Origin of the sequence: Chitinophaga sp., from assembly GCF_017745275.1 — a bacterium.
Lineage (GTDB): Bacteria > Bacteroidota > Bacteroidia > Chitinophagales > Chitinophagaceae > Chitinophaga.
Map to the genome: position 1 here is coordinate 295,180 of NZ_JAGHZS010000008.1, position 22,733 is coordinate 317,912.

Annotated in this window: 14 protein-coding genes; 3 read left to right on the forward strand and 11 right to left on the reverse strand. The window is 44.4% G+C overall.

Annotation, left to right across the window (positions count from 1 at the left end):
* The gene (locus J7623_RS24555; protein ID WP_291925415.1) at positions 1 to 2,274 is read right to left on the reverse strand and encodes a glycosyltransferase; all 2,274 of its coding nucleotides are present in this window, start codon (positions 2,272 to 2,274) and stop codon (positions 1 to 3) included.
* Between the two features lie 427 nt (positions 2,275 to 2,701).
* Between J7623_RS24555 and J7623_RS24560 the strand changes: the two genes are divergently transcribed.
* The gene (locus J7623_RS24560; protein ID WP_291925417.1) at positions 2,702 to 2,980 is read left to right on the forward strand and encodes a hypothetical protein; all 279 of its coding nucleotides are present in this window, start codon (positions 2,702 to 2,704) and stop codon (positions 2,978 to 2,980) included.
* A gap of 120 nt (positions 2,981 to 3,100) precedes the next feature.
* Here the strand turns inward: J7623_RS24560 and J7623_RS24565 are convergent, their stop codons facing one another.
* The 10 genes from J7623_RS24565 to J7623_RS24610 all read right to left on the reverse strand — a co-directional run bounded on the left by J7623_RS24565 (position 3,101) and on the right by J7623_RS24610 (position 19,658).
* Positions 3,101 to 4,123 carry an NAD(P)H-dependent glycerol-3-phosphate dehydrogenase gene (locus J7623_RS24565; RefSeq protein WP_291925421.1) on the reverse strand — a complete coding sequence of 341 codons (1,023 nt, stop codon included), beginning with the start codon at positions 4,121 to 4,123 and terminating at the stop codon, positions 3,101 to 3,103.
* Positions 4,124 to 4,280: 157 nt separating this feature from the next.
* Entirely contained in the window at positions 4,281 to 5,660 is a 1,380-nt protein-coding gene (locus J7623_RS24570) for an efflux RND transporter periplasmic adaptor subunit (protein WP_291925424.1), read from the reverse strand.
* A 25-nt stretch (positions 5,661 to 5,685) separates the two neighbouring features.
* Positions 5,686 to 7,035, reverse strand: a complete 1,350-nt coding sequence (locus tag J7623_RS24575) for a TolC family protein (RefSeq protein ID WP_291925426.1) — start codon at positions 7,033 to 7,035, stop codon at positions 5,686 to 5,688.
* Between the two features lie 144 nt (positions 7,036 to 7,179).
* Entirely contained in the window at positions 7,180 to 7,845 is a 666-nt protein-coding gene (locus J7623_RS24580) for an ABC transporter ATP-binding protein (RefSeq protein WP_291925428.1), read from the reverse strand.
* A 109-nt stretch (positions 7,846 to 7,954) separates the two neighbouring features.
* Positions 7,955 to 10,363, reverse strand: coding sequence for an ABC transporter permease (locus J7623_RS24585; RefSeq protein ID WP_291925431.1), 2,409 nt, complete (start codon positions 10,361 to 10,363; stop codon positions 7,955 to 7,957).
* A gap of 105 nt (positions 10,364 to 10,468) precedes the next feature.
* Positions 10,469 to 12,859, reverse strand: coding sequence for an ABC transporter permease (locus tag J7623_RS24590; RefSeq protein ID WP_291925433.1), 2,391 nt, complete (start codon positions 12,857 to 12,859; stop codon positions 10,469 to 10,471).
* Positions 12,860 to 12,871: 12 nt separating this feature from the next.
* On the reverse strand, positions 12,872 to 15,229 hold the full coding sequence (locus J7623_RS24595; protein WP_291925436.1) for an ABC transporter permease: 2,358 nt from the start codon (positions 15,227 to 15,229) through the stop codon (positions 12,872 to 12,874).
* A 2-nt stretch (positions 15,230 to 15,231) separates the two neighbouring features.
* Positions 15,232 to 17,640 (reverse strand): ABC transporter permease, encoded by a 2,409-nt coding sequence (locus tag J7623_RS24600; protein ID WP_291925439.1) that lies wholly within the window; start codon positions 17,638 to 17,640, stop codon positions 15,232 to 15,234.
* 31 nt (positions 17,641 to 17,671) lie between these two features.
* Positions 17,672 to 18,361 carry an ABC transporter ATP-binding protein gene (locus J7623_RS24605; RefSeq protein WP_209856524.1) on the reverse strand — a complete coding sequence of 230 codons (690 nt, stop codon included), beginning with the start codon at positions 18,359 to 18,361 and terminating at the stop codon, positions 17,672 to 17,674.
* 49 nt (positions 18,362 to 18,410) lie between these two features.
* Positions 18,411 to 19,658: an efflux RND transporter periplasmic adaptor subunit gene (locus tag J7623_RS24610; RefSeq protein WP_291925449.1), complete on the reverse strand. Its 1,248-nt coding sequence runs from the start codon at positions 19,656 to 19,658 to the stop codon at positions 18,411 to 18,413.
* 217 nt (positions 19,659 to 19,875) lie between these two features.
* On the opposite strand from J7623_RS24610, the gene J7623_RS24615 reads away from it, so the two are divergent.
* On the forward strand, positions 19,876 to 21,225 hold the full coding sequence (locus tag J7623_RS24615) for a sigma-54 dependent transcriptional regulator (protein WP_291925451.1): 1,350 nt from the start codon (positions 19,876 to 19,878) through the stop codon (positions 21,223 to 21,225).
* Between the two features lie 147 nt (positions 21,226 to 21,372).
* Positions 21,373 to 22,713: an ATP-binding protein gene (locus tag J7623_RS24620; RefSeq protein WP_291925455.1), complete on the forward strand. Its 1,341-nt coding sequence runs from the start codon at positions 21,373 to 21,375 to the stop codon at positions 22,711 to 22,713.
* Positions 22,714 to 22,733: the final 20 nt, after the last annotated feature.

A 22,733-nucleotide genomic window follows, 5' to 3' on the forward strand; every position in this document is an offset into this window, starting at 1 on the left:
TCAGTTGATGCCGAGCCTAATTGGCTCCAGGCTATTTTGTTTCGTTGTAACATACTTATGTTTGTTCCATTGTTCCATCAAAAGTCTTGCTATCAGATAACACACGGTAGATTCGGCGCCCTGGTTCTGGTTAATATTATTTTTCTCAAGGCCATCGTAGCAACCGTAAGTGAGCGGGTTATATACCAGTTGTTTCAGGTGATTATTCCCCAGGTACCAGCTAAATGCCAGGCGCATTTTCTCCAGGTATGATTTATTTTTAGTGATATTATAAAATGTGTTCATTGCTAACATGGTATAGGCCACTTCAATAGATTGCTCGCCTCCATCTTCCGATGGTTGAGCGGTGTCACGGTGATACCAGGTTTTGTTGCTAATCAGCTTCATGTGGCTGTCTGTAAACGTTTTGCTACAAAGGAATGCCAGGCTCTCTTCTGCTACTTTACGGTATGCTTCATTGCCGGTTACCAGGTATGCGATCATCATAGATTCCGGTAACACTGCATTACCATACGTGAGATAGGCTTCATACCAATGCCAGTTTTCATCGGCCTCCTCTTCGTAATAGGTGTACAATTTTGCCGCCAGAATTTGTAAAATCTCTGCTGCTCTTTCCCCTTGTTTATATTGGAGGAAGTAATACAGCCCTTTTATGGTGAAGGCAATTGCTCTTGGAGAGGAAAGTGATTCCATCCAGTGGAAGCTTTGTCTGAACAGCGACAAACAATCCTGTACGGCATCAAACGGCAGATTCCTGTGGGAAGACAATGCGTAGCCTAATGCCCATATAGCACGGCCGTTGGCATCTTCCAGGTTCACCTCCTCGTTCATGGCAGAAAACTCGCCATCGATATCCACGTAGTTAAAGAATTTGCCGGAAGGTTTCTGGCAATAGCCAATAAAACTGATGTATTTGCGACATAAGGCATGAATAAAGCTACTGGGCTTGAGCTCATTGCTGTACATGCACATCGAAATCAGGGCGCGGGCATTATCGTCTAATGTGTAGCCGAATTCAGGATCCGGTACATCGTGTTTTGAGAATTGCAGCATGCCGAATTCGTCGGTCATACGGTCAATATGATCGAGGTATGGAGGGGGTAAATTGGGCAGTAGCTTATCTGCGGCCAGCACTTCACTGACCACTCCCATATGCGCCAGGGCTACGTTTTCCCAAATAGAGCTACGTGTTTTTTCAATAGCAGCACTGCTCATCTGCTGGCGTAATCCGGGATCTCCCAATAGTTTCAGTGCATTGGCTGCCAGCTGATCCGCATTATTGAAATCGATGAGGCAGCCGGCGCCATCTTCCAGCATTTCGCGTGCCTGTACAAAGGAAGTAGAGATCACCGCGCAACCTGCGCTCATGGCGTATACAAAAGTTCCGCTTACCGCCTGATGCGGATCTTTGGAGGTAAAGAGGTAGATATCTGTCAATGACAGATAATCAAGTAACGTGTTAAGTGAAAGATAGCTGTTTACAAACCTGACATGTTTTTGCAATCCCAGGCTGGCCACCAGTTCTTCCAGTGAATTCCTGTATTTTTCCCCTTCCCTGGCACATACTACGGGATGGGTTTTTCCCAGTATAAGATACACCGCATCAGGGTAATGCTTTACGATGTCTTTCATGGCCCTGATAGCCGTTTCTATGCCTTTATTTTCACTGAGGAGGCCAAAGGTGCTGAGCACTTGTTTTCCTTCCAGGTTGTATTGTTTTTTAAGTGCCAGCAGGTCCTCTACAATATGAGCGTGTGTGCCGTGTGGGATATGTACAATTTTGCTGGCGGGTACATGATACACCTGCTGGAGTATTTCTGCAGAGGAGCGGGTCATCACCAACACTTTTGCCGCCAGGGCGCTGATGAGGCTTACTACCTTGGTGCATTTCAGATCCGGGTAAGGTAATACCGTATGAAAGCGCACTACAAATGGTTTGTCCAGTAAGGACAGCATGGCCAGCAAATTATATCCATATTCTCCGCCATACAGGCCAAATTCGTGTTCAAAACAAACCAGGTCTATTTTATCGTTGTCGTTTATTTGCTGGGCAAACTCAATACAATTGTCAATATCGAATGGATTAACGGAGTATGTAACCGGGGCCTCTTTAGGATTTGCTGGTTTTCCCATTTCTTCCAATGCCGCTATTTCAATGTTCAAATTGCCGGCAAAATTCTTATTCATCGCGTTTACCAGGTCCTGAGCGAAAGTAGCGATACCACATTCGCGTGGGGGGTAAGAAGTAACAAAAAGCAGGGTTCTAATCTTCATGACAAAAAAATTTTTGCAATTCTATTTAACACATCACCTGTTCCTTTTTATTCCGGGAAGGGACTCTGAATGTTTCAAATTTCAATCCAATGCGGATACTGCGGGATTATAACGGATTGGTCCGGCAAAAAACGTAGAATAATTTCCACACTACCTTTCCCCTATTTACACAGCCGGAACAGATTTTTATTTTTTCCATTTATATTCTATTAACGGTTGATGTAAACATAAAAGATTATAATTGTATTGTATTTCGAGGGTAGTTCTGGCAAAAACGGGTACAAATGACAGTATTTAATAAAAATATCGCTACAATATTGCACACTTGTCCATTTCAGCTTATTTTAGCTGTACCAAGAGCACCAATGCTACCATGTGAAACACAACTAACCATTCCGTTTTCTCATTTAAACCCAAAATCGTTGTTATGCGTAACATTGCATGTACTTTCAATGTGGATGGAGTACCTACCAAAATCAACCTGCGGAAGCTACCACGTCAGAGAAGATTTCAGGCCATTATTGACAGAAACATCACTGAGTATATCATCTCCGATGAAACCAATGAGATTGAGTACTATGAAGGACCTGTTTTAAGCGATTATCTTTTTACCAGGATTGCTACACTGATAAAACAATATTTTCCCAATGTGAGGGCGATTATGAAGATTGGGGAGGATAACTACGAGGATTATGATGATTACTAAAATTTACTTTCCCGCAAAATCATTCAACTTATAGGGTAATAACATGGAATCAAAGGAGAACATTTGGCATTGCGCTCCGGCGATTCCATTTCTTTTTGTTTGATTTTGCGGGAAACAACTTTATATAAAGCCCTTTTCCAGTGCCAGGAAAGCTTCTGAAGGATGTACCTGTTGCCATAAAATGGTATATACGGCCTGTGCTACCGGCATATACGCACCAATGTTCCTGTTCATTTCATGCATGCACTTGCTGGCATAATAACCTTCTGCAATCATATTCAATTCCAGTTGTGCAGCCTTTACACTATATCCTTTACCGATCATATTACCGAAAGTACGGTTACGGCTATGTAAGGAGTAACAGGTAACGAGCAGATCACCCAAATAAGCGCTGGCACTGTAATTATGCACCATTGGCACTGTTCCGGCTACGGCAGCCTTCTGCTCTTCATATTTTTCAAGGAACGTTTGCATTTCCCGGAAACAATTTGCAATAAATACACTGATGAAATTGTCGCCATATTCCTGGCCATGAGCAATACCGGCCCCCAATGCATAAATATTTTTGAGAACGGCTGCCAGCTGTACACCCACTACATCTGTATTAACAATGGTTTGCAGGTAACTGCCTGTAAACTTGTCGGCAATAGCCTGGGTAGCGGCCATTTGCGTACCGGAAAAAGTGAGATAAGACAACTTTTCATTAGCAACTTCCTCGGCATGACAAGGACCCGTAATAGTAAAATACTGGCTGGCCGGTAAACCAAATTGCATATGCAGGTATTCTCCGATCAGGGTATTATTGCTGGGAACCAGGCCTTTGATAGCAGAAATAATCTTTTTGTTGTTCAATGCATCGGCGGGCAGTTGGCGTAATACATCTTCCAAAAAAGCAGAAGGTACTGCCAGCACTAACTCATCACAAGCGGCTACTACTGCCTTTACATCACTGCTTAGTGATAAAAGGCTGGTATCAAAATACACAGAGGTGAGATAATGCTTATTATGATGACGCTGCTGCATATGACGAATAGTGTCTTCATTTCTGATCCACCAGTGTATATGATGACCATTGTCTGTCAGAATTTTCGCCAGGGCAGTAGCCCAGCTACCACTCCCAATTATTCCAATGCTCGTACTCACGATGCTACTTTTTTACGCAAGGTAACTAAAAAGCAGAAAGCTTAAAGCAGAAAGCAAAAAGCTATTAAAGCGAATGATAAGAGTGTATAGGTAATTTAATACCCGCTCTTATCATTCGCTTTAATAGCTTTTTGCTTTCTGCTTTAAGCTTTCTGCTTTATTTCGCTTGTCCTTCGAACAGGTCTGCTTTAGGGACTACTTTTACTTTTTTACCATTATCCAACAGGCGGGATATCGCTGTATATGGTGCGCTCACTACCTGGTCACCAGCATTCAGACCGGAAGTAACCTGGATCCAGGCATCATCCTGTACGCCTGTTTTTACGGGCACCATTTTAACGGTACCATCTTTCTGCAATACAAATACTACTTCATTCAGTGTAGGTTTTGTACTGGCAGAGGAACCGGGGGTAGTATCGTCCTGTACAGGCTTCTTCTTATCTCCATGTTTGGTGGAATCTGCATCACGGGTAGTGACTGCATTAATAGGAATAGACAGGATGTTATTAACGTAGCGTGTTTGAATATCAACGCTGGCGCTCATACCCGGGCGGAACGGAAATGTTCTTTTGCCGGATTTGCCGATCAGGTCTTCATAACTGGATGGCAATATGCGGATATGCACAATATAGCTGGTTACCTGTTCAGCGGAGGAAGCAGTAACTGCTGTAGCAGTAGCCGCACCTTTGCTGGAGCTGGCAATCTGTGTTACGGTACCTTTGAACTGACGGTTATTGTAAGCGTCAATTTCAATAATAGCGGTATCGCCATATTTAACTTTTGGAATATCGTTTTCGCCCACATCTACCTGTACTTCCATGGTATTCATATCGGCGATGCGCAGCATTTCCGTACCGGTCATTTGTGCAGTACCTACCACGCGCTCCCCTTTCTTTACAGACAGGAGAGAAATGATGCCCCCCATAGGTGCGGAGATGGTAGTACGCCCCAGGTTTTTATTGGCTTCGTTCAGATTGGCCTGTGCACTTTGTACGGCGAATTTATTACCGTTGATTTGTTGCACAGCGGCGTTATAATCTGCCAGTGAGGCGAGATAAGTTGCTTCTGCAGTTTCGAATTCTGATTTGGAGATCACTTTCTGGGCAAGGAGTTCCTTGTTCCTGTTATAGGCAGCTTTGTTCTGTTCAAGGCGGGCCTTGAAAGAGTTGAGCGCGGCGGCGGAATTGGCTAACTGAGCCTGGCTCTGACTTACAGAGGCGGCAGCTTTGTCTACCATGGATCCATAAATATCAGCGTATATGCGTGCCAGTATCTGGCCTTTTTTCACGGAGTCACCTTCCTGTACCAACAGGTCGGTAATTTCACCGGATACGTCCGAACTTACTTTTACTTCTATTTCGGGATAAATTTTCCCGCTGGCAGTCACTACTTCTATGATATTCCTGTTGGCAGCCTTATCTATAGCAACTTTAATCCCTTCTTCCTTACCGATGACTCCAGACGCTTTCAGTACGAGGAGCAAAATAACGAGTGAACAAAGTATGCCTATGAGCCAATAAAGTGTCTTTTTCTTCATAAAGCAATTTAGTTTCCGGGCATCACTACAGCGATATTTTCTGATCCCTGTAGAATTCCAGTAATTTCATTTTAAATATGTAATCGTATTGTGCAGTGACTTTATCCACCTGGGCTCTGAACAATTTACTTTGCGTGGTGATATAGTCAATGGTATTCATTAATCCAAGGTTAAAGCGTTTGGTGGCAAAATCATACGCTTTTTGTGCGGCCATTACTCCGGTGGAGGAAGCATTATACTTTTGTAGTGCTGCAACGGCATTGGCATGTGCGGTATAAATATCCTGTTTCAATTTCTGGTTGTCCAGATCCCGGGTGAGCTCCTGGCTATAGATATTTATTTTCGCTTTGGCTATGTTGGTCCTTGTTTGCCAGCCATTGAAAATAGGCACATTCAAGGTTAACCCAATTGATTTCTTGTAAGTATTATTGATCTGATCATGAAAGGACAATAGTTTACCCTGCTGATCATAATAATTATTAGCGTAATATGTATTAACGTTGCCTCCCAGGCTCAAACTCGGATACAACAGTGCTTTGGCTGCCTGCCAGGATTTGGTAGCACTACGAATCTTCAATTCATCCGATTTTACCAACGGATAATTAGTTAAAGCAGCACTATATACCATTTCTGGTGACATTTCCTGTAAAGGAGACAATGGCAGGCTATTGATATTTTCCGGTACCTCTGGTGTAAACGGAATTTCGAATCCAAGGTTGAGGTACGCTTTAATCTGAAGTATGGAAAGGATCACATTATTCTGAGCGGTTACCAGGTTAGTGCTATCCTGCGCCAGTTGGGCTTCCAGGTCGGCCTGATTACTTTCCGGCACAGAACCGGCAATCACCAGTTTTTTAGTATTTTCTAAATTAGAATGGGTGAGCCGTACATTTTCTTCGTTTACCCGAACGGTTTGGATATTCAATAATGTTTGCAGAAAAGCAGTAGCTACGTTGAAGGCAAGATCATTTCTTGCTTTTTCCAACAGGAAGCTATTGGCCTGGGCATCATACTTATTGGCAGCAATGGTTCTTTGCTGATTAAACCAGCTAAAGAGATTGGCCTGCATGTTAATAGCACCACTGGAGCTAAAAACAGACTGATTAACATACTGGTTATCTCCCAATGAGGGGGCCCTACCATCAGAATATCCCGCATTGGCATTTCCACTGAAGCTGGGAATCATTTGCAGCCTGCTTTGCTGTAATGTAAGATCGGCAAGGCGTTTCTGCACCACTTGTTGTTTAACGGTCAGGCTATTCTGCAAGGCGTAGTCCACGCAACGCTGCAAACTCCATGTATCCTGGGCTACAGCAGATGCGATGTTAGCAAACAATAAAATCAGGAGTATTCCTGTTATTCGGGATATTCTCATAACATACCAAAAATATAATAATTGTGATGATTGTTTTCCACCTTTCTTGATAGAAGGCAAAAATTTAACAGGTATGGCAGTATACCTCATCAATTGAGTGTACAACATAATCTTTTTTTTACAAATTCTAAAAGTGAGCTGCCTTTATGGTTGTATCTGACCATCGCGGATCTGGATAACACGGTTACCATAGGTGGCATTCACATCTGAGTGAGTTACCTGGATAATGGTGATCTTATCCTGCTCGTTTAGGTGTTTGAATAGCTGCATGATAACTTTAGCCTGATCAGAATGCAGGTTACCGGTAGGCTCGTCGGCCAGGATAACGCGTGGTTCCGCCACTATAGCACGGGCAATACCAACCAGCTGTTGCTGCCCCCCGGATAACTGATTCGGGAAGAGGTCTTTTTTAGCCACCATATTAAAGCGGTCCAATACATCCGCTACCCGGCTTTTTCTTTCCGAAGAAGGTATATTCTTATACAATAAAGGGGTTTCAATATTTTCATACACCGTTAATTCGTCAATCAGGTGATAGGCCTGAAACACAAACCCGATAGAACCCCGGTGTAACTGGGTACGTTTCTTTTCATTCATTTTATCTACCCGTTCTCCTTCAAAGAGGTACTGTCCCTCGGAAGGTTCTTCCAGCAACCCCATAATGTGCAGTAATGTAGATTTTCCAGAACCGGAAGGCCCCATGATGGATACGAATTCTCCTTCATTAATGGTGAGGTCAATATCTTTCAGGATATAGTTTTTTCCGAATCCAACGGGGAAGTGCCTGGAAATTTTCTGCAATTGTATCATGATCAGTTAATTTGTTTTTTGATAATTATGCTATTACTGCAAAACGGCATAGCAATATAATTAAAACTAACGGCCTGCGATTAGGCACAACCGTTAATGCGTTACCTCATTACTCGGACCGGAGGCTATTGACCGGGTTCGCCAAAGCCGCTTTCACGGATTGCAAACTTACTGTTGCAAAAGCAATGACTACTGCCAAAAGCCCCGTTATTACAAATACCCACCAGTGGATGGCTATGTGAAATTCAAAATTTTGCAGCCACCGGCGCATAAAATACCAGGCCGCCGGGGTGGCTATTACAATGGCTGCCAGTACCAGGCGAAGAAAGTCTTTGGACAACAGCAGTACCAGGCCGCCAGTGGAGGCGCCCAACACCTTGCGGATACCCACCTCTTTCTCCCGGTATGCTGTTACTAATACTGCAATGGCAAATAAGCCCATGGCAGAAATGATTACAGCAAGGATAGCGCCTGTAAAAAATATTTTTGAAAAGCGCTTTTCCTGTACATATAACCGCTGGGTATTTTCATCCAGGAAGGAAGCTTCATTTTCGGCCAATGGATTCAATCCTTTCCATACTGTTGAAATGCGTTGCAGGGTGGCAATGGGGTTCCTTGTTTCTACTTTTACAAAAATATAGTATAAGGCAGATGGCTCTTTCATGGTCATTACCAATGGTTCAATTTTTTTCCGAAGCGACTCATAATGGTAATCTTTCACTACGCCGATAACGTGTACGGGTCCATCATCGCCCATTGAAAATGTGGTACCCACGGGGTCGGCTACACCCAGCTGTTTAGCCATGCTTTCGTTGATCACTACGGCAGTGCTATCTGTACCATAGTTCCGGGAGAAGTCGCGGCCGGACACCAGCTTCAGATCCAGGGTGGAAGCATAATCGTAATCTACTACCAGGCATTGGGTGGTGATATGTCCATCCTTATAGCTAAATCCACGTGTCCAGTTACCCGATGAACCATCTTTCCCCAATCCAAGGTTGAGCATACTCCCTGTTACATTCTTTACTTCCGGGAACTCAGCCAGCCGGTTGCGCATGGCTGCAATCGCCGTTGACGGGGCATTATCCAATGGTATGCTGATCACCTGCGTGGCATTGTAGCCAAGTGGCGCCATTTGAATAAAACGAAGTTGTTGCCATATAATAAAGGTGCAGCTAATCAATACCACAGCTACTATAAATTGTACGATAATCAGGCTATTGCGTACACCGCTGCTTTTACTCAATTTCAACTTCCCTTTTAATACCTGCACAATATTCAGCCGGGCTACTTTCCAGGCTGGATAACCACCCGCCAGCAGGGTAATCACAAAAAATACGGACACTCCCACTGCTATCACTTTTACATTACGCAGTATACTCAATCCCACATTATGCCCAAATGCCTGGTTGTAATAAGGCAGGAGCAATACCATCCCGAAAGCGGCGAGGAAAAGTGCACAGCAGCATAAGAGAAAAGCTTCTGCCCAAAACTGTATTAATAACTGGCGGTCCTGCGCTCCCAGTGATTTTCTCAGTCCTATTTCACCACTACGACCAAAAGACCGGGCAATAGAAAGATTGATAAAATTAATGCAGGCAATGCTGGTAATCAGTGCAGCCAAAATGAGCATCAACCAGGGATAAAATTTATTCAGCCCGCTGTTATACTGGCCTTCCGGATCGAGATGAAAATCTTTCAGCGGTAAGGTCTTCAGCCAGAACAGGTCTTTCCCTTTGCCTGCGGGGCCCGCTACTTTTTCGAGGTCCTCAATTTTTCCTTTATAATATTTCTTTAACAGCAGCGCCGCATTTTTTTCAAATACAACCCGGCTAACGCCGGCCTCCAATTGTATAAACAATGGAAAGTTAGACGCATTCCATTCGTTTTTTGTGCTGGCATATTCCGGCATATTTTCCAAACGAATCAACAGTTGAAATGCCAGGGTGGAGTTATCCGGAATATCAGCAGCCACCCCACTTACCACAAACGGCTGCCATTTGCCACCCAGGTTCACTTCTATCGTTTTGCCCACTGGCTCCTCATCTTTAAACAGGCTGATAGCAGATGCATGAGTTAGCACCACCTGGTTCAGTTGTTGTAAGGCCAGCTGTTTATTTCCTTTCAACAGCGGAAACGTAAACATTTGCAGGAAGTCTTTATCTACCATCTGGGTGCCCAGGTAGTAGTGATTGGTTCCATATCTTACCGGTAAATGATCATCTGCAATGAAGGTAGTATACTTAACACCGGGTATTTCTTTCTTTATTGCATCTGCCAGCGGTAGCGCCATGCTGGAACCTGTTTTGATGCGGGTTCCCTCGTTCTCCTTACCCAGCAACTGGTAGATATCTTTTCCATTTTCATGGAAATTATCATACGTCCATTCACGGTAAGCGGTAAGCGATAACAGTAACGCCGCACACAAAGCAGTGCTCATGCCCACAATATTCACTACCGCAAACACTTTCTGCTTCCGCAAATTTCTCCAGGCAATTTTTAAGTAACTTCTAAACATAGCGATATAAATTAAAAGCGAAAAAGAAGCAGGGCGTGTAGACACACACTCTGATTTGCTGTTCACTTGTTATTCATTTTTTAATATCGTGATATAATGTCATCGTTAATCGTTTCTCAGGTTGTCAACAGGATTCACTTCAATAGCTCTCCATGTTTGTGAGAGAATAGTTATCATGGCTAACGACAACAAAAACAACACACTACCCAGCATTGGAATAACACCAATACCAACCCTGTAGGCAAAAATCTGCAGGAAGAGCATACTTCCCAGGTAACCCAATGGCAGCGCGATACAGCTTGCAATGATGATCAGGCGTATGTAGTTTTTAGATAGCAGGTACAACAACCCTGCTGATCCTGCGCCCAGCACTTTGCGAATGCTGATTTCCTTTCTGCGGGTAAAGGAAGTATAGGCTACAATGCCCAGCAGTCCCAGGGCCGCAATCATGGTAGAGATAAATACCAGGAATCCAAGCATGGAAATAACCTCTCCACCGCTGCGACTTAGCAATTGTTCATCCATCCATTCAGAAGAAAATATTTCACCCGGATGCAATTCCATCCAGACCTTCTTTACTGCCGCAATTTGCTGGTCTTTATCGCCATGGGTCATAGCCAGTTGCAGTTGCCTGAACTCGCCGGTTTTATACCGGATTGCCATGGGACGAATGTTTACTTCAATAGGCTGATAGTTGAAATCCTGCACTACACCTACGATATTCAACGCGGAGGAATCGGATGCGAGCCACAGTGTTTTACCTATCGCGTCGGCGGGTGTTTTAATACCCATTACATCCAGGGCCCTTTCATTCACGATTACATACTGCTCTCTTTCTTTAGAAGCTGCCACAGGAAAGCTGCTACCTGCCAATAGTTTGAGATGCATGACCTTAATAAAATCTGCATCTCCCGCATAATATCCAAATTCCATCGGATCCTTTCCTTCACCGGGCTTGATCATACAAAAGCTGGCATCGCGCGGCATGCCCAGGGTACCAGAGCTGGCTGTTACTGCTGATACGCCGTTCAATGACATCATTCGTTCTTTCATCAACCGAAAATCCACGTCTGCCAGCGGTACATTGAGTATATCCTTACGGTAGAAGCCCATGTCTTTCACCGCCTTGTAGCTAAATTGCCGGTATACAGTGACGAGGAAAATAATGGCGGTCAGCGAAAGCGCAAACTGAATCACGATCAGCGTTTTCCTCAAGCCCATTCCACCAAATAGCTTTATATCGATCAGGTTTTTTAACACTTTTGCAGGTTGGAAAGAAGATAATGCCCAGGCAGGGATAGCGCCTGCTACTATACCAGTAACCACGCTAAACAGCAGGAACATGGCCAGTATTTTTGGTTCAAACAGGTTGACATCCGGTATCGGCAAGGCATTGAAATGTGTTGACCTGGCCACCAGTAACAACATCATTGCCATGATCAACGACAGTATGCACATAAATACTGATTCCGTAATAAACTGCATAAATACCTGCCAACGTTGCGCCCCGTTGACTTTACGTACACCTACTTCTTTGGCGCGTTGCATGGAGCGGACAATAGATAAATTAGTATAGTTAAAGCAGGCACAAATCAATAAGCCCAGGGCTACGCCTACTTCCACGAAGATCTTTGTCCACGGCGGTGTGCCGGAAATATCATTATACAATTGCTGCGATGGGGTGATCTTACTCAGGGCTTGCGGCTCAAAACTAATGTGGCCTTTTCCCTGCCTGGGCATGTCATCATAGCGATGCGCAATATCATTCAGCGCCGCCGCAAATGCCGCTTTACCTTCACCCGGACGCAAGACCACATAAGTGTAGGAATCCTGATTCAGGTCCCAATTCTGGCTTCTGGGCGGCAAAGCGCCACTTTGCTCCAACGCTGGTACAGACGATATGGAGCCAAATGCTTCATAGCTGATATGCGTTTCAGATGGCGCAGGCGCTAGCACACCGGTTACCACAAAGCTACCCAGCCGGTCAAATGCTATTACTTTGCCCATGGGATCCACGGTACCAAAAAATCGTATAGCCGTTTCATCAGTTAACACAATACTATTGGGTGCCGTTAACGCTGTTTTCGGATCTCCTGCTGCCAGTTTAAATCCAAACACATCGAAGAAAGAAGGCGTGGTAAAGGCGCCACTTACATTTATTTTCTTCTTATTAATTTTTCCTTCACCCGACAAAGCACCGTAAAACGTAACCTCCTCCTTAATAGCCGCATAATTGCTTTTCAGCATTTCTCCCAGTGGAACAGGTGTACTGGCCAGATGGTATTTCCTTCCATCGGGTGTTTGTACTTTCAATGTAGCTCTCCAGGTATGTGCAATATCCGGATGAAAATTATCATAAGTAAAACTGGTACGGGTAGAAATTAATACTATCAGGCACACTGCCATACTTACTGCCAGACCGGCAATATTGATAAAGGTAAATAACCTTTGCCGGCGCAGATTTCTGACAGTGATAATGATATAACGTTTAAACATATACGCAGTATTTTACTCTGATTTTAAAGATTGTACCGGGTTTGCCAACGCTGCTTTAATAGATTGAAAACTCACGGTAGTAAATGCAATCAGCATTGCCAATGACCCGGCCACTATAAAAATCCAGGCAGATAAATTCACGTGATAAATGAAACCCGATAACCAGTTATGCATCAGGTACCAGCTCAATGGCGTAGCTACCAATATACCTGCCAGCACCAGTAACAAAAACTCCCGGGAAAGCAGTGTGGTAATATTCAGCACCGATGCGCCCAATATCTTCCGGATACCAATTTCCTTTTTTCGTTGTTCCGCCGTAAAAACCGACAAGCCAAATAAGCCCAAACAGGAAATCAATATCGCCACGACGGCGAACACTTCTGCCAGTTTTTTAAGCATGGTTTCCGATTGGTACATGCTATCAAAAGTTTCGTCCAGGAAATGATATTCCAACGGGTATTCGGGATTTAACTTCCGGAAAACTTTTTCTATGGCCGCTATTTCATTGGCTACGTCGCCTTTGGCCAGGCGCAGCAGCATATAGTTGTTATCAGTGCGTTGCAGCATCATTACTACCGGGTTGATATTCTCACGCATGGAAGCAAAGTGAAAGTCTTTCACCACACCTATAATCTTTGCTTTGCCACGCCAGAAGCCTATCTCCTTTCCTACCGGATTTGTCATCCCCATAACACGGGCTGCTGTTTCATTGATCATATACGCGTTAGTATCTGAGGCAAAGTCGGGAGAAAACTCACGTCCTTCCTTCAATGTCATGCCCAATGTTTTTATGTAATCATATCCTACAGTTAATGGCGCCGTGTTAAGGGTCAGTTGCTCCGGCTTACCTTCCCAGGAAAGATCGGCGCTGGTGCCATCAACAGACAGTGGAATGAAATTGGAATAGGTAAATGATTTTACCTGGGGTAACTGTGCCAGCGATTGTTCTATTGCTGTTTGATTTTCCAGGAAGCCCTTGTCCAGTGCCATATACATCACATTTTCCCGATCTACTCCCAGGTTACGGTGATAGATATATTTCATCTGGCTATAGATCACTACACTCCCTACAATGAACACAAAAGAGAGTACAAACTGTATTACTACCAGATTTTTCCGCAACAAAGGAGTACCACCACCGCTGCTGAGATCACCTTTCAATACCTTTACCGGTAGAAAACGCGACAATACAAAAGCCGGGTAGCTGCCCGCCAGCAAACCTGTTAACAAAGTAACCAACAGCAAACCAACAACGTATTTACCGATAACCGGCATCGTGAAAACAATGTGCTTACCTGTAAAATTATTGAATAGCGGCATCAGTAACCATACCACCGTACCTGCTACAACAGCGGCGATAGCCGCCATCAACATGGCTTCACCAGTAAACTGGAGCATCAGGGAAGAGCGGGTGGCGCCTAAAGATTTACGCACACCAACTTCCCGCGCACGCCTGGAAGCCTGTGCTGTGGAGAGATTCATGAAGTTGATACAGGCAATGGCGAGTACAATCAATGCGGTTATAAAAAACAAACGCACATACTCTATCCTTCCGCCGGCTACTTTTCCATTCTCATATTTGCCATACAGATAGGTGTTTTCAAGAGGTTGTAACCATAATTCACTCTTCTGCGCAGGGTTTAACCGCTGATAGTGCTGTTGTATTCTGGCTGTCAGTTGTTTTATGTCTGTGCCAGGCCGGATCACCATGTAGTTAAATATGCTGTAACTACCGGGTTTCAGCAACCATGGGGCCTCTTTTATGCTTACCGCAATAGGAATAATAAAATTAAAAGAGATGGAGGAGTTGGCAGGGGGCTGCTTTACCACACCAGTTACCTGCAGGGTGTTTCCATTATCCAGTTTCACAATTTGCCCGATAGGATCGCTATTTCCATAATATTTTTTGGCCAATGCTTCTGTTAATACAATAGAATTGGGCTGTGTAAGCGCCGTGCGTTTATCACCTGCCAATAATGGGAAATCCATTTCCTGGAGAAAATTAGGTGACACATATACCGCATTCTTTTCCAGGAATGTTTTCCTATTCGTCTTGAATAGTATATTATCTTCCATAGGAAGCACCTGCACATTAGCGGTGATTTCAGGAAAGCTTCTTTTCACTTCGTCTCCTAATATCACCGGAGTAACATTCATGGTACGCAAACCTCCCCAGTCAACATTCACATTGAGCCGGTAAATATTAGCCCCGTTAGCATGAAATTTATCTACGCTGTATTCATCTGCCACCCAACAGAGAATAAACAGGCATACCGCCATGCCGAAGGCGAGGCCGGCAATGTTCAGCGCAGCAAAGAAGCGGCTTCTTTGCAGACTCCTCCAGGCAATGCGAAAATAATTTTTCATCATGTCTATTCAGATCTAAGTGACTTAACCGGGTTCATTAATGCCGATCTTACAGACTGCAGACTTATGGTACACAACGCAATTAATATCACCAACACTGCGGTAAGTACAAATACCCACCATTCAATGTGTATTCTGAATGCAAAATGCTGCAACCAACGCTCCATACCATACCAGGCTATGGGTGAAGCGATGCAGATACCTATCAAAACCAGTTTGAGGAAGTCTTTGGATAACAACAAAGATATACCCGCCACAGAAGCTCCCAGCACTTTCCTAATGCCGATTTCTTTTGTCCGCTGCCGGCATATGAGCATGGATAATCCCAGCAAACCAATACAGGCAATAAAGATGGCCAGTCCGGAAAAAATCCCAAAAAGTTTGCCCAGGGTACGTTCTGCAACATACCGCGCGTTTATGTCGCTTTCAACAAACGTGTAGTTAAAGGGTGTTTCAGGCACAATACTGTTCCAGGCCGCTTCTACACGCTTTAATGCGGATTTCTGATCTCCTCTGGCCAATCGCAGTGTAAGCAGCGCGGCATCCTCCAGTTTTATAAAATACACTACCGGTGTTACAGGCTGCTGCAACGTACGAAGGTTAAAATCTTCTACTACACCGATGATGGTGCCATGTCTGCTCATATATCCGGGACGCCATTCAATACGCTTCCCAATTGCATCGTCTTTATATCCTAATTGCCTGGCGGCGGTTTGATTGATGATAAATGCATCCGTAGAATCGGTAGACAATGCCGGATTGAAGTCGCGGCCAGCCACCAGCCTGATGCCAGTCGTTTTAAGCAAATCAAAATCAGATTGTATAATACCTGCTACAAACCCGTCTTTATCGTCTTCTCCTTCCCGTACAATAGGATTGTTGTTTAATACACCGCTACCCATTAAGAGGTTATTCAGCGAGGCTTGTTGCACACCTGATATATTCTGGAGAGATGATTTCAACAACGCTGCTTTATTGCTACCCTCTATGCCCGACAGGTATATATTCACCAGGTGCTCTTTATCAAAACCCATGTTCTTTTGCTGCCAATAGCGTAGTTGTGAAAACACCACTACTGTGGCAATAATTAACGCCACGGCTACTGCAAACTGCGCCACTACCAGGCTGCGGCGTACCAACACCCGGGTACCGGATGCAATGAAATTGCCCTTTAACACCTTCACTGGTATCAGTCCCGACAGGTATAGTGCCGGATAGCTGCCTGCAATTACTCCTACTGTCACCACCAGGAGTAAACAACCGGCATATAGCGGCAACCTGGCGGTAGATAACAACGATAATTCTTTACCGGTAATCGAATTAAAGGAAGGCAATAATGCCATCGCCAGCACAAACGCCATCACGAACGAAAGTATGCTGATCAACAGCGATTCTGTCAGGAACTGAAGTATCAGGCTCTTTCTTTCTGCTCCCAACACTTTACGCATTCCTACTTCTTTAGCTCTTTCATGCGCCCGGGCGGTAGTAAGGTTCATGAAGTTGATACAGGCAATCAATATCAGGAAAACTGCTATCGCAATGTACATCCAGATCATGGGCGTATTGTCTACCCCTTTATCCCCTTCCGGATGCAGGTGTACATTGTCTATGGACTGCAGGGATAATGCAAATTGTATATTATGTTTCTTTAGGATTCCTCCAATATGGGTGTTTACAAAAGATTGTAACTCTCCGGTAAGTTTATGCGGATCGGTATGATCTGCCAACTGTACATAGGTCACATTGTTATCAAACATAAACCACTGCTGTTCCAGCTTATAGTCAACCTTTAAGGCTTCTTTGACTGCAGTGGAAAAAGAAACAATGATGTTCATCGGCAGATCTGTGTTGGCGGGCAGATCTTTGGCGATACCAGTTACAGTGCAGGTATAGCTATTGGCCACTTTAACCAGCTTCCCTATCGCCGGTTCATTCCCAAAATATTTTCTGGCAGCGCTTTCCGTTAGCACAATGGAATACGGTTCTTTTAGTACCGTTGCCGGATTTCCTTCTAACAACGGGAAACTAAAAAACTGGAAGAAAGTCGCATCTACAAATCCGCTATTATCTTCCCATATTCTTTTCTCCCCGGCGCTAAACAGCGTCCTGCCGGGTGCCATAATACGTACCGCGTCCGTGATGCCACTGATTTCCTTCTTCAGGTTGGGTGCCAGGGCAAACTGTGTGCTGGCACCATACTCTATTTCGCCGTTAGGTCTGCGGGAAGTGGTAGTAATCCGATAAATATTATCTGCGTTGCGGTGGAATCTGTCAAAACTCAATTCATCACTTACATACAGCACAATCAGGATACAGCAGGCCATGCCCACTGCCAATCCAGCCACATTGATGATCGTAATAAATTTGTGCCGCTGCAGATGACGGATAGCAATCTTGAAATAATTCCGAAGCATAATGATGTGGTTTTAGAATGGCGAAAAAAAATCACACATGGAATTGCTCCTTGATATTCTCGGTCACTACCCGTCCATCGAACAGGTTAATAATGCGGTGAGCGAAACCGGCATCATATGGCGAGTGCGTTACCATGATCAGCGTGGTACCTGCATTGTTCAGCTCCTGCAATAATTTCATTACTTCTTCTCCATTGGTAGAGTCCAGGTTACCGGTAGGCTCATCCGCCAGTATCAGGTTGGGCTTCGCTACTACAGCGCGGGCAATGGCCACCCTTTGTTGCTGACCACCGGACAACTGCTGAGGAAAGTGATTCCGGCGGTGCATGATATTCATGCGCTCCAGCACTTCTTCCACTTTTACTTTTCTTTCAGCAGCCGGTACTTTCAGATACAACAAAGGCAATTCAACATTTTCGAAAACCGTTAGCTCATCAATGAGGTTAAAGCTCTGGAATACAAATCCGATAGAGCCCTTACGAAGCTGCGCTCTTTGCCTTTCACTCATACGCGCCACTTCCTTATCCCAAAAGTGATATTCCCCATCGCTTGGATTATCAAGCAGCCCTAAAATGTTCAGCAAAGTAGATTTGCCACAACCAGAGGGTCCCATGATCGCCACAAATTCACCATCCTGCACTTCCATGTTAATACCGTTGAGAGCAGTGGTTTCCACCTCTTCTGTTGTAAACAGCTTCTGTAAGTTAACGGTGCGTATCATAAGTGTTTATAATTTTTAATGCTAGTTTATATAAAAAAATGGATGAATACTAAAAGGATAAGACATCTTTATTACCGAAGTTTTCATAGGAAGAAGTAATCACCTGGTCTCCCGGCTGTAAGCCTTCCAACACCTCAAAATATAAAGGATTTTTACGGCCCAGCGAAATGTTGCGTTTTACAGCACGGTTACCGCTTTTGTCTACCACATATACCCAGTTACCACCGGTATCAGAGAAGAAGCCTCCCAGGGGTAAAAGGATGGCTTCTGCCGACTTACCCAGTACCAGGCGGATAGGAGAAGATTGTCCGCGACGGATACCTTCCGGTGTATTTTTCTCAAAGGTCATGTCGGCCTGAAAACGACCGCTTTTTACTTCCGGGTACACTTTGGTCACCACCATATCATAGGTTTTCCCATCAAATTCGAAAGATGCTTTCAACCCGGCGAATACCTGGGAAACGTAATGTTCGTCGATATCTGCACGCAATTTAAATCCATTCAGGTCATCGATCTGGCCAATATTTTGTCCGGCGGTAATGCTGGAACCTACTTCCACATCTATAGATGAAAGCTGCCCGGAAACAGGAGCCCGTACAATCAGGCTGTTCAGGTTTTCCCGCATCAGCTCCAGGTTATGCTGGGTGCGGGCCAGCGTTCCCTCCAGTTGTGTAATCTGTGTTTTGGCATTCTCCTGTTGATACCGCTGTGATTGTAACTGGATATCTTTCTGACGTAGCAGTCCTTCCAATTCAAATTTATTCTTATTAAAATCCTGGCGGGCTACAATCTTTTCTTCTACCAATTGCTTGTTACGATCGTACAAGTCTTGCGCAGCCGCTATTTTAGCATCTATATCTGAAATGGTTTGCTGCATGGTGAAATCCTGTTGACGGATGTTCAGGCGGGTATTCTGTAATTCGTTGCGCAACCGGTAAATCTCTGTTTCATGATTCACGAAGTCCATCATCATATGCTGGTTATCCAGCCGGAGAATGGAATCGCCCGCTTTTACCATACTACCGCCTTCCAGGTATTTCCGGCTTACATAACCGCCTTCAATGGCGTCCAGGCGAATTGTTTTCAGGGGCATTACAACAGCAGTAACGGCAATGTATACATCGAATGTACCTTTCTTAACGGTAGAAATAGTAATCTTATCTTTTTCTACATTGAGGGTAGCGCGGTGGTCCGCAAAGATCAGGGTATATAGCAACAGCATCGCAACTGCTGCGCCACCACCTATCATCATGATGCGTTTCTTATTCCAAAACTTCTTTTCTATTTTTCTGTCCATGTGTATTAGCGAAAAGTTTGCTGCGGGTAGAAAGTCAATCCACATGCCAAAGCGCAAAACGCCTTACCAGCGTTGATTTCATTGAATTTACGGCTAAAAAAACGTCCTTTGCCGGACATGGGGTGTCCGATTCTGAACACTTTTAAAAGTTCCTGAATTTAGCTGTGGGATTGAAAGAATCTTTGTTTAATATTGTTGCCTATTCACCCTTTCGCATATGACTAACATGCAACCCGCCAAGATTTTAATTGTTGATGATGATGTGGACGTTTTACGCGCAGCCCGCCTGTTATTAAAGCGTCATTTTGAACAAGTTGATTTTGAGAAGAATCCACAAAAAATCCCTTACCTCGTATCCAACTTTGATTACGATGTAATCCTGCTGGACATGAACTTTACCCGTGACCTTAGTAGCGGGAAAGAAGGATTTGAATGGTTGGATCGTATCCTCGATATTAAGCCGGAAACCGCAGTGGTATTGTTTACCGCCTATGGCGATGTGGAAATGGCCGTAAGAGCCATCAAAGCAGGTGCAGTAGACTTTGTACTCAAACCCTGGGAAAATGAAAAACTGCTGGCTACCATACAAACGGCTTATAACAAACGGGCCGCTCAACAGGACAAAGCCCCCGCAGCCGTTACCCATCATGGCAGCCAGGTTATTGGTCAAAGTCCCGGTATGCTGGCCGTATTTGATACCGTATCACGGGTAGCCGCTACGGATGCCAATATCCTGATCCTCGGTGAAAACGGTACCGGTAAAGATATGCTGGCACGACAAATACATGCACAATCAAATCGTAGTAATAAACCTTTTGTGAGCGTAGATTTGGGCGCTATCAGTGAAACACTCTTCGAAAGTGAGCTCTTTGGTCATGTCAAAGGCGCCTTCACCGATGCCCGCGAAGACCGCGCTGGTCGCTTTGAAGAAGCCAATGGCGGTACCATCTTCCTGGATGAAATAGGAAATATTTCCATCCCCTTCCAGGCCAAACTACTCACCGTACTGCAAAACAGGTCAGTAACCAAAGTAGGCTCCAATAAAAGCATTCCTATTGATGTCAGGCTCATTTGCGCCACCAACAGGAATATCCAGCACATGGCCGCACAACACCTGTTCAGGCAGGATTTACTCTATCGCATCAACACCATCGAAATACAACTGCCGCCACTGCGCGACAGAGTAGAAGACATCATTCCACTCGCCGAACATTTCATGCAATTGTACCGCGATAAATACAAACGACCGGTCAATAGTATGCATGAATCATTGATCACGCAACTGCAACGGTACGACTGGCCCGGTAACATCCGCGAACTGCAACACGCTATTGAAAGGGCAGTAATTCTTTCACAAGGAAAAACATTGCAACCCAAAGATGTGTTTGTAAAGAATAACAACAATACTGATCAGGCTATGGACACCGGTTATAACCTGGAAGAAATGGAACGAAATATCATTTCTCAGGCTATGAAAAAATGTAATGGCAACATTACCGAAGCGGCGAAAGAGCTGGGACTCAGCAGGGCCGCACTTTACAGAAGATTGGAAAAATATAATATCTAGCATAAAGCTGAAATGCGAAAGCAAAAAGCTGTAGAAGCGAGTCATATAAGCGAGTAAGGAATGATTATATCGCTATAACATGTATCCGCTGTTATCATTCGCTTCAATAGTTTTTTCTTTCCCTTTTTGCTTCAGCTTTTTTTAATCATGAACCGTTTCAGCGTCAATATCGGTCTGCGGGTAATCCTGCTGGCATTTACACTCACCGCCACCATCTGGCTGTACATGCACACCATGCAGCCTTTGGCATTCCTGTTGTCGCCACTGGTATTAGTACAACTGTACGGTATCTATCACTACCTGAATCGCATTAACCGCAAACTCACGCTGTTCCTGGAATCCATCCGGTATGAAGACTTCTCCATCCGCTTCAGTGCGGATAATAAACTTGGGAAGAGCTTTAGTATGCTGAATCACCAGTTTAACGAAGTACTGGAAGCATTCCGGCAAACCAGGGCAGAGAAAGAAGCCAATCTGAAATATATCGACACCATTGTACAGCACATCAGCATTGGTGTATTGTCTTTTGACACTGAAGGAAAAATAGAACTGATCAACCCCGCTGCTTTCCGTCTCATGGGTATTTACCGGCTGCGGAATATCCATGAACTTAAAACTGTACACCCCGGTCTGGCAGAGCTGTTGATGGAATTGCCTTCCGGCAATAAAACACTGTATGCCACCCGGCAGGAACAACAGTTGTCGATACATGCGGCTACAGTACGTTTACAAGGGCGACTCATCAAACTCATCTCTATACAAAACATTCATTCCGAACTACAGAAAAAAGAGCTGGAAGCATGGCAGAACCTGACTAAAATTCTACGCCATGAAATCATGAATTCTGTTACCCCTATTGTATCGCTGATTGGTACCATGCAGGAAATTGTAGACCTGGACATTGCCCCCGGCGCACAACACCAGGAAGGCATTTCCGACTTACGCGAAGCCCTGCAGACGGTTGAAAGCCGCAGCAAAGGCATTATGAACTTTGTAAATGCCTATCGCGATTATACTACGCTCCCTCAGCCACAATTTACCAGCGTAAATGTTAAAACACTGGTAACCTCGGTGAGTAGTCTTTTCCAGGCAGATATGAAACAGGCAGGTATCCGGTTCATCGTAGAAATAGATGCTGAAAATATGGAAATCCATGCCGACGTATCGCAACTGCAAATGGTGTTAATTAACCTCGTTAAAAATGCGATGGATGCGCTGGAACAAACAACCGATGCCACTATTTACCTGAAACTATACCTGAATAATGCACAGCAGATCTCTGTTGAAGTTACCGATAACGGCCCTGGTATTGATACAGACGCCATGAATAAAATATTCATTCCTTTCTTTACTACTAAAAAGAAAGGCTCTGGTATTGGATTGAGCTTATCACAACAAATTATACAAATGCACGGCGGGCAACTGAAAGTGATCAGCCCGGGTGTTAACGGGAACGGTACTACGTTTTATATCCTGTTGAATACTTAAAAAAAAATCCTACATTAGGA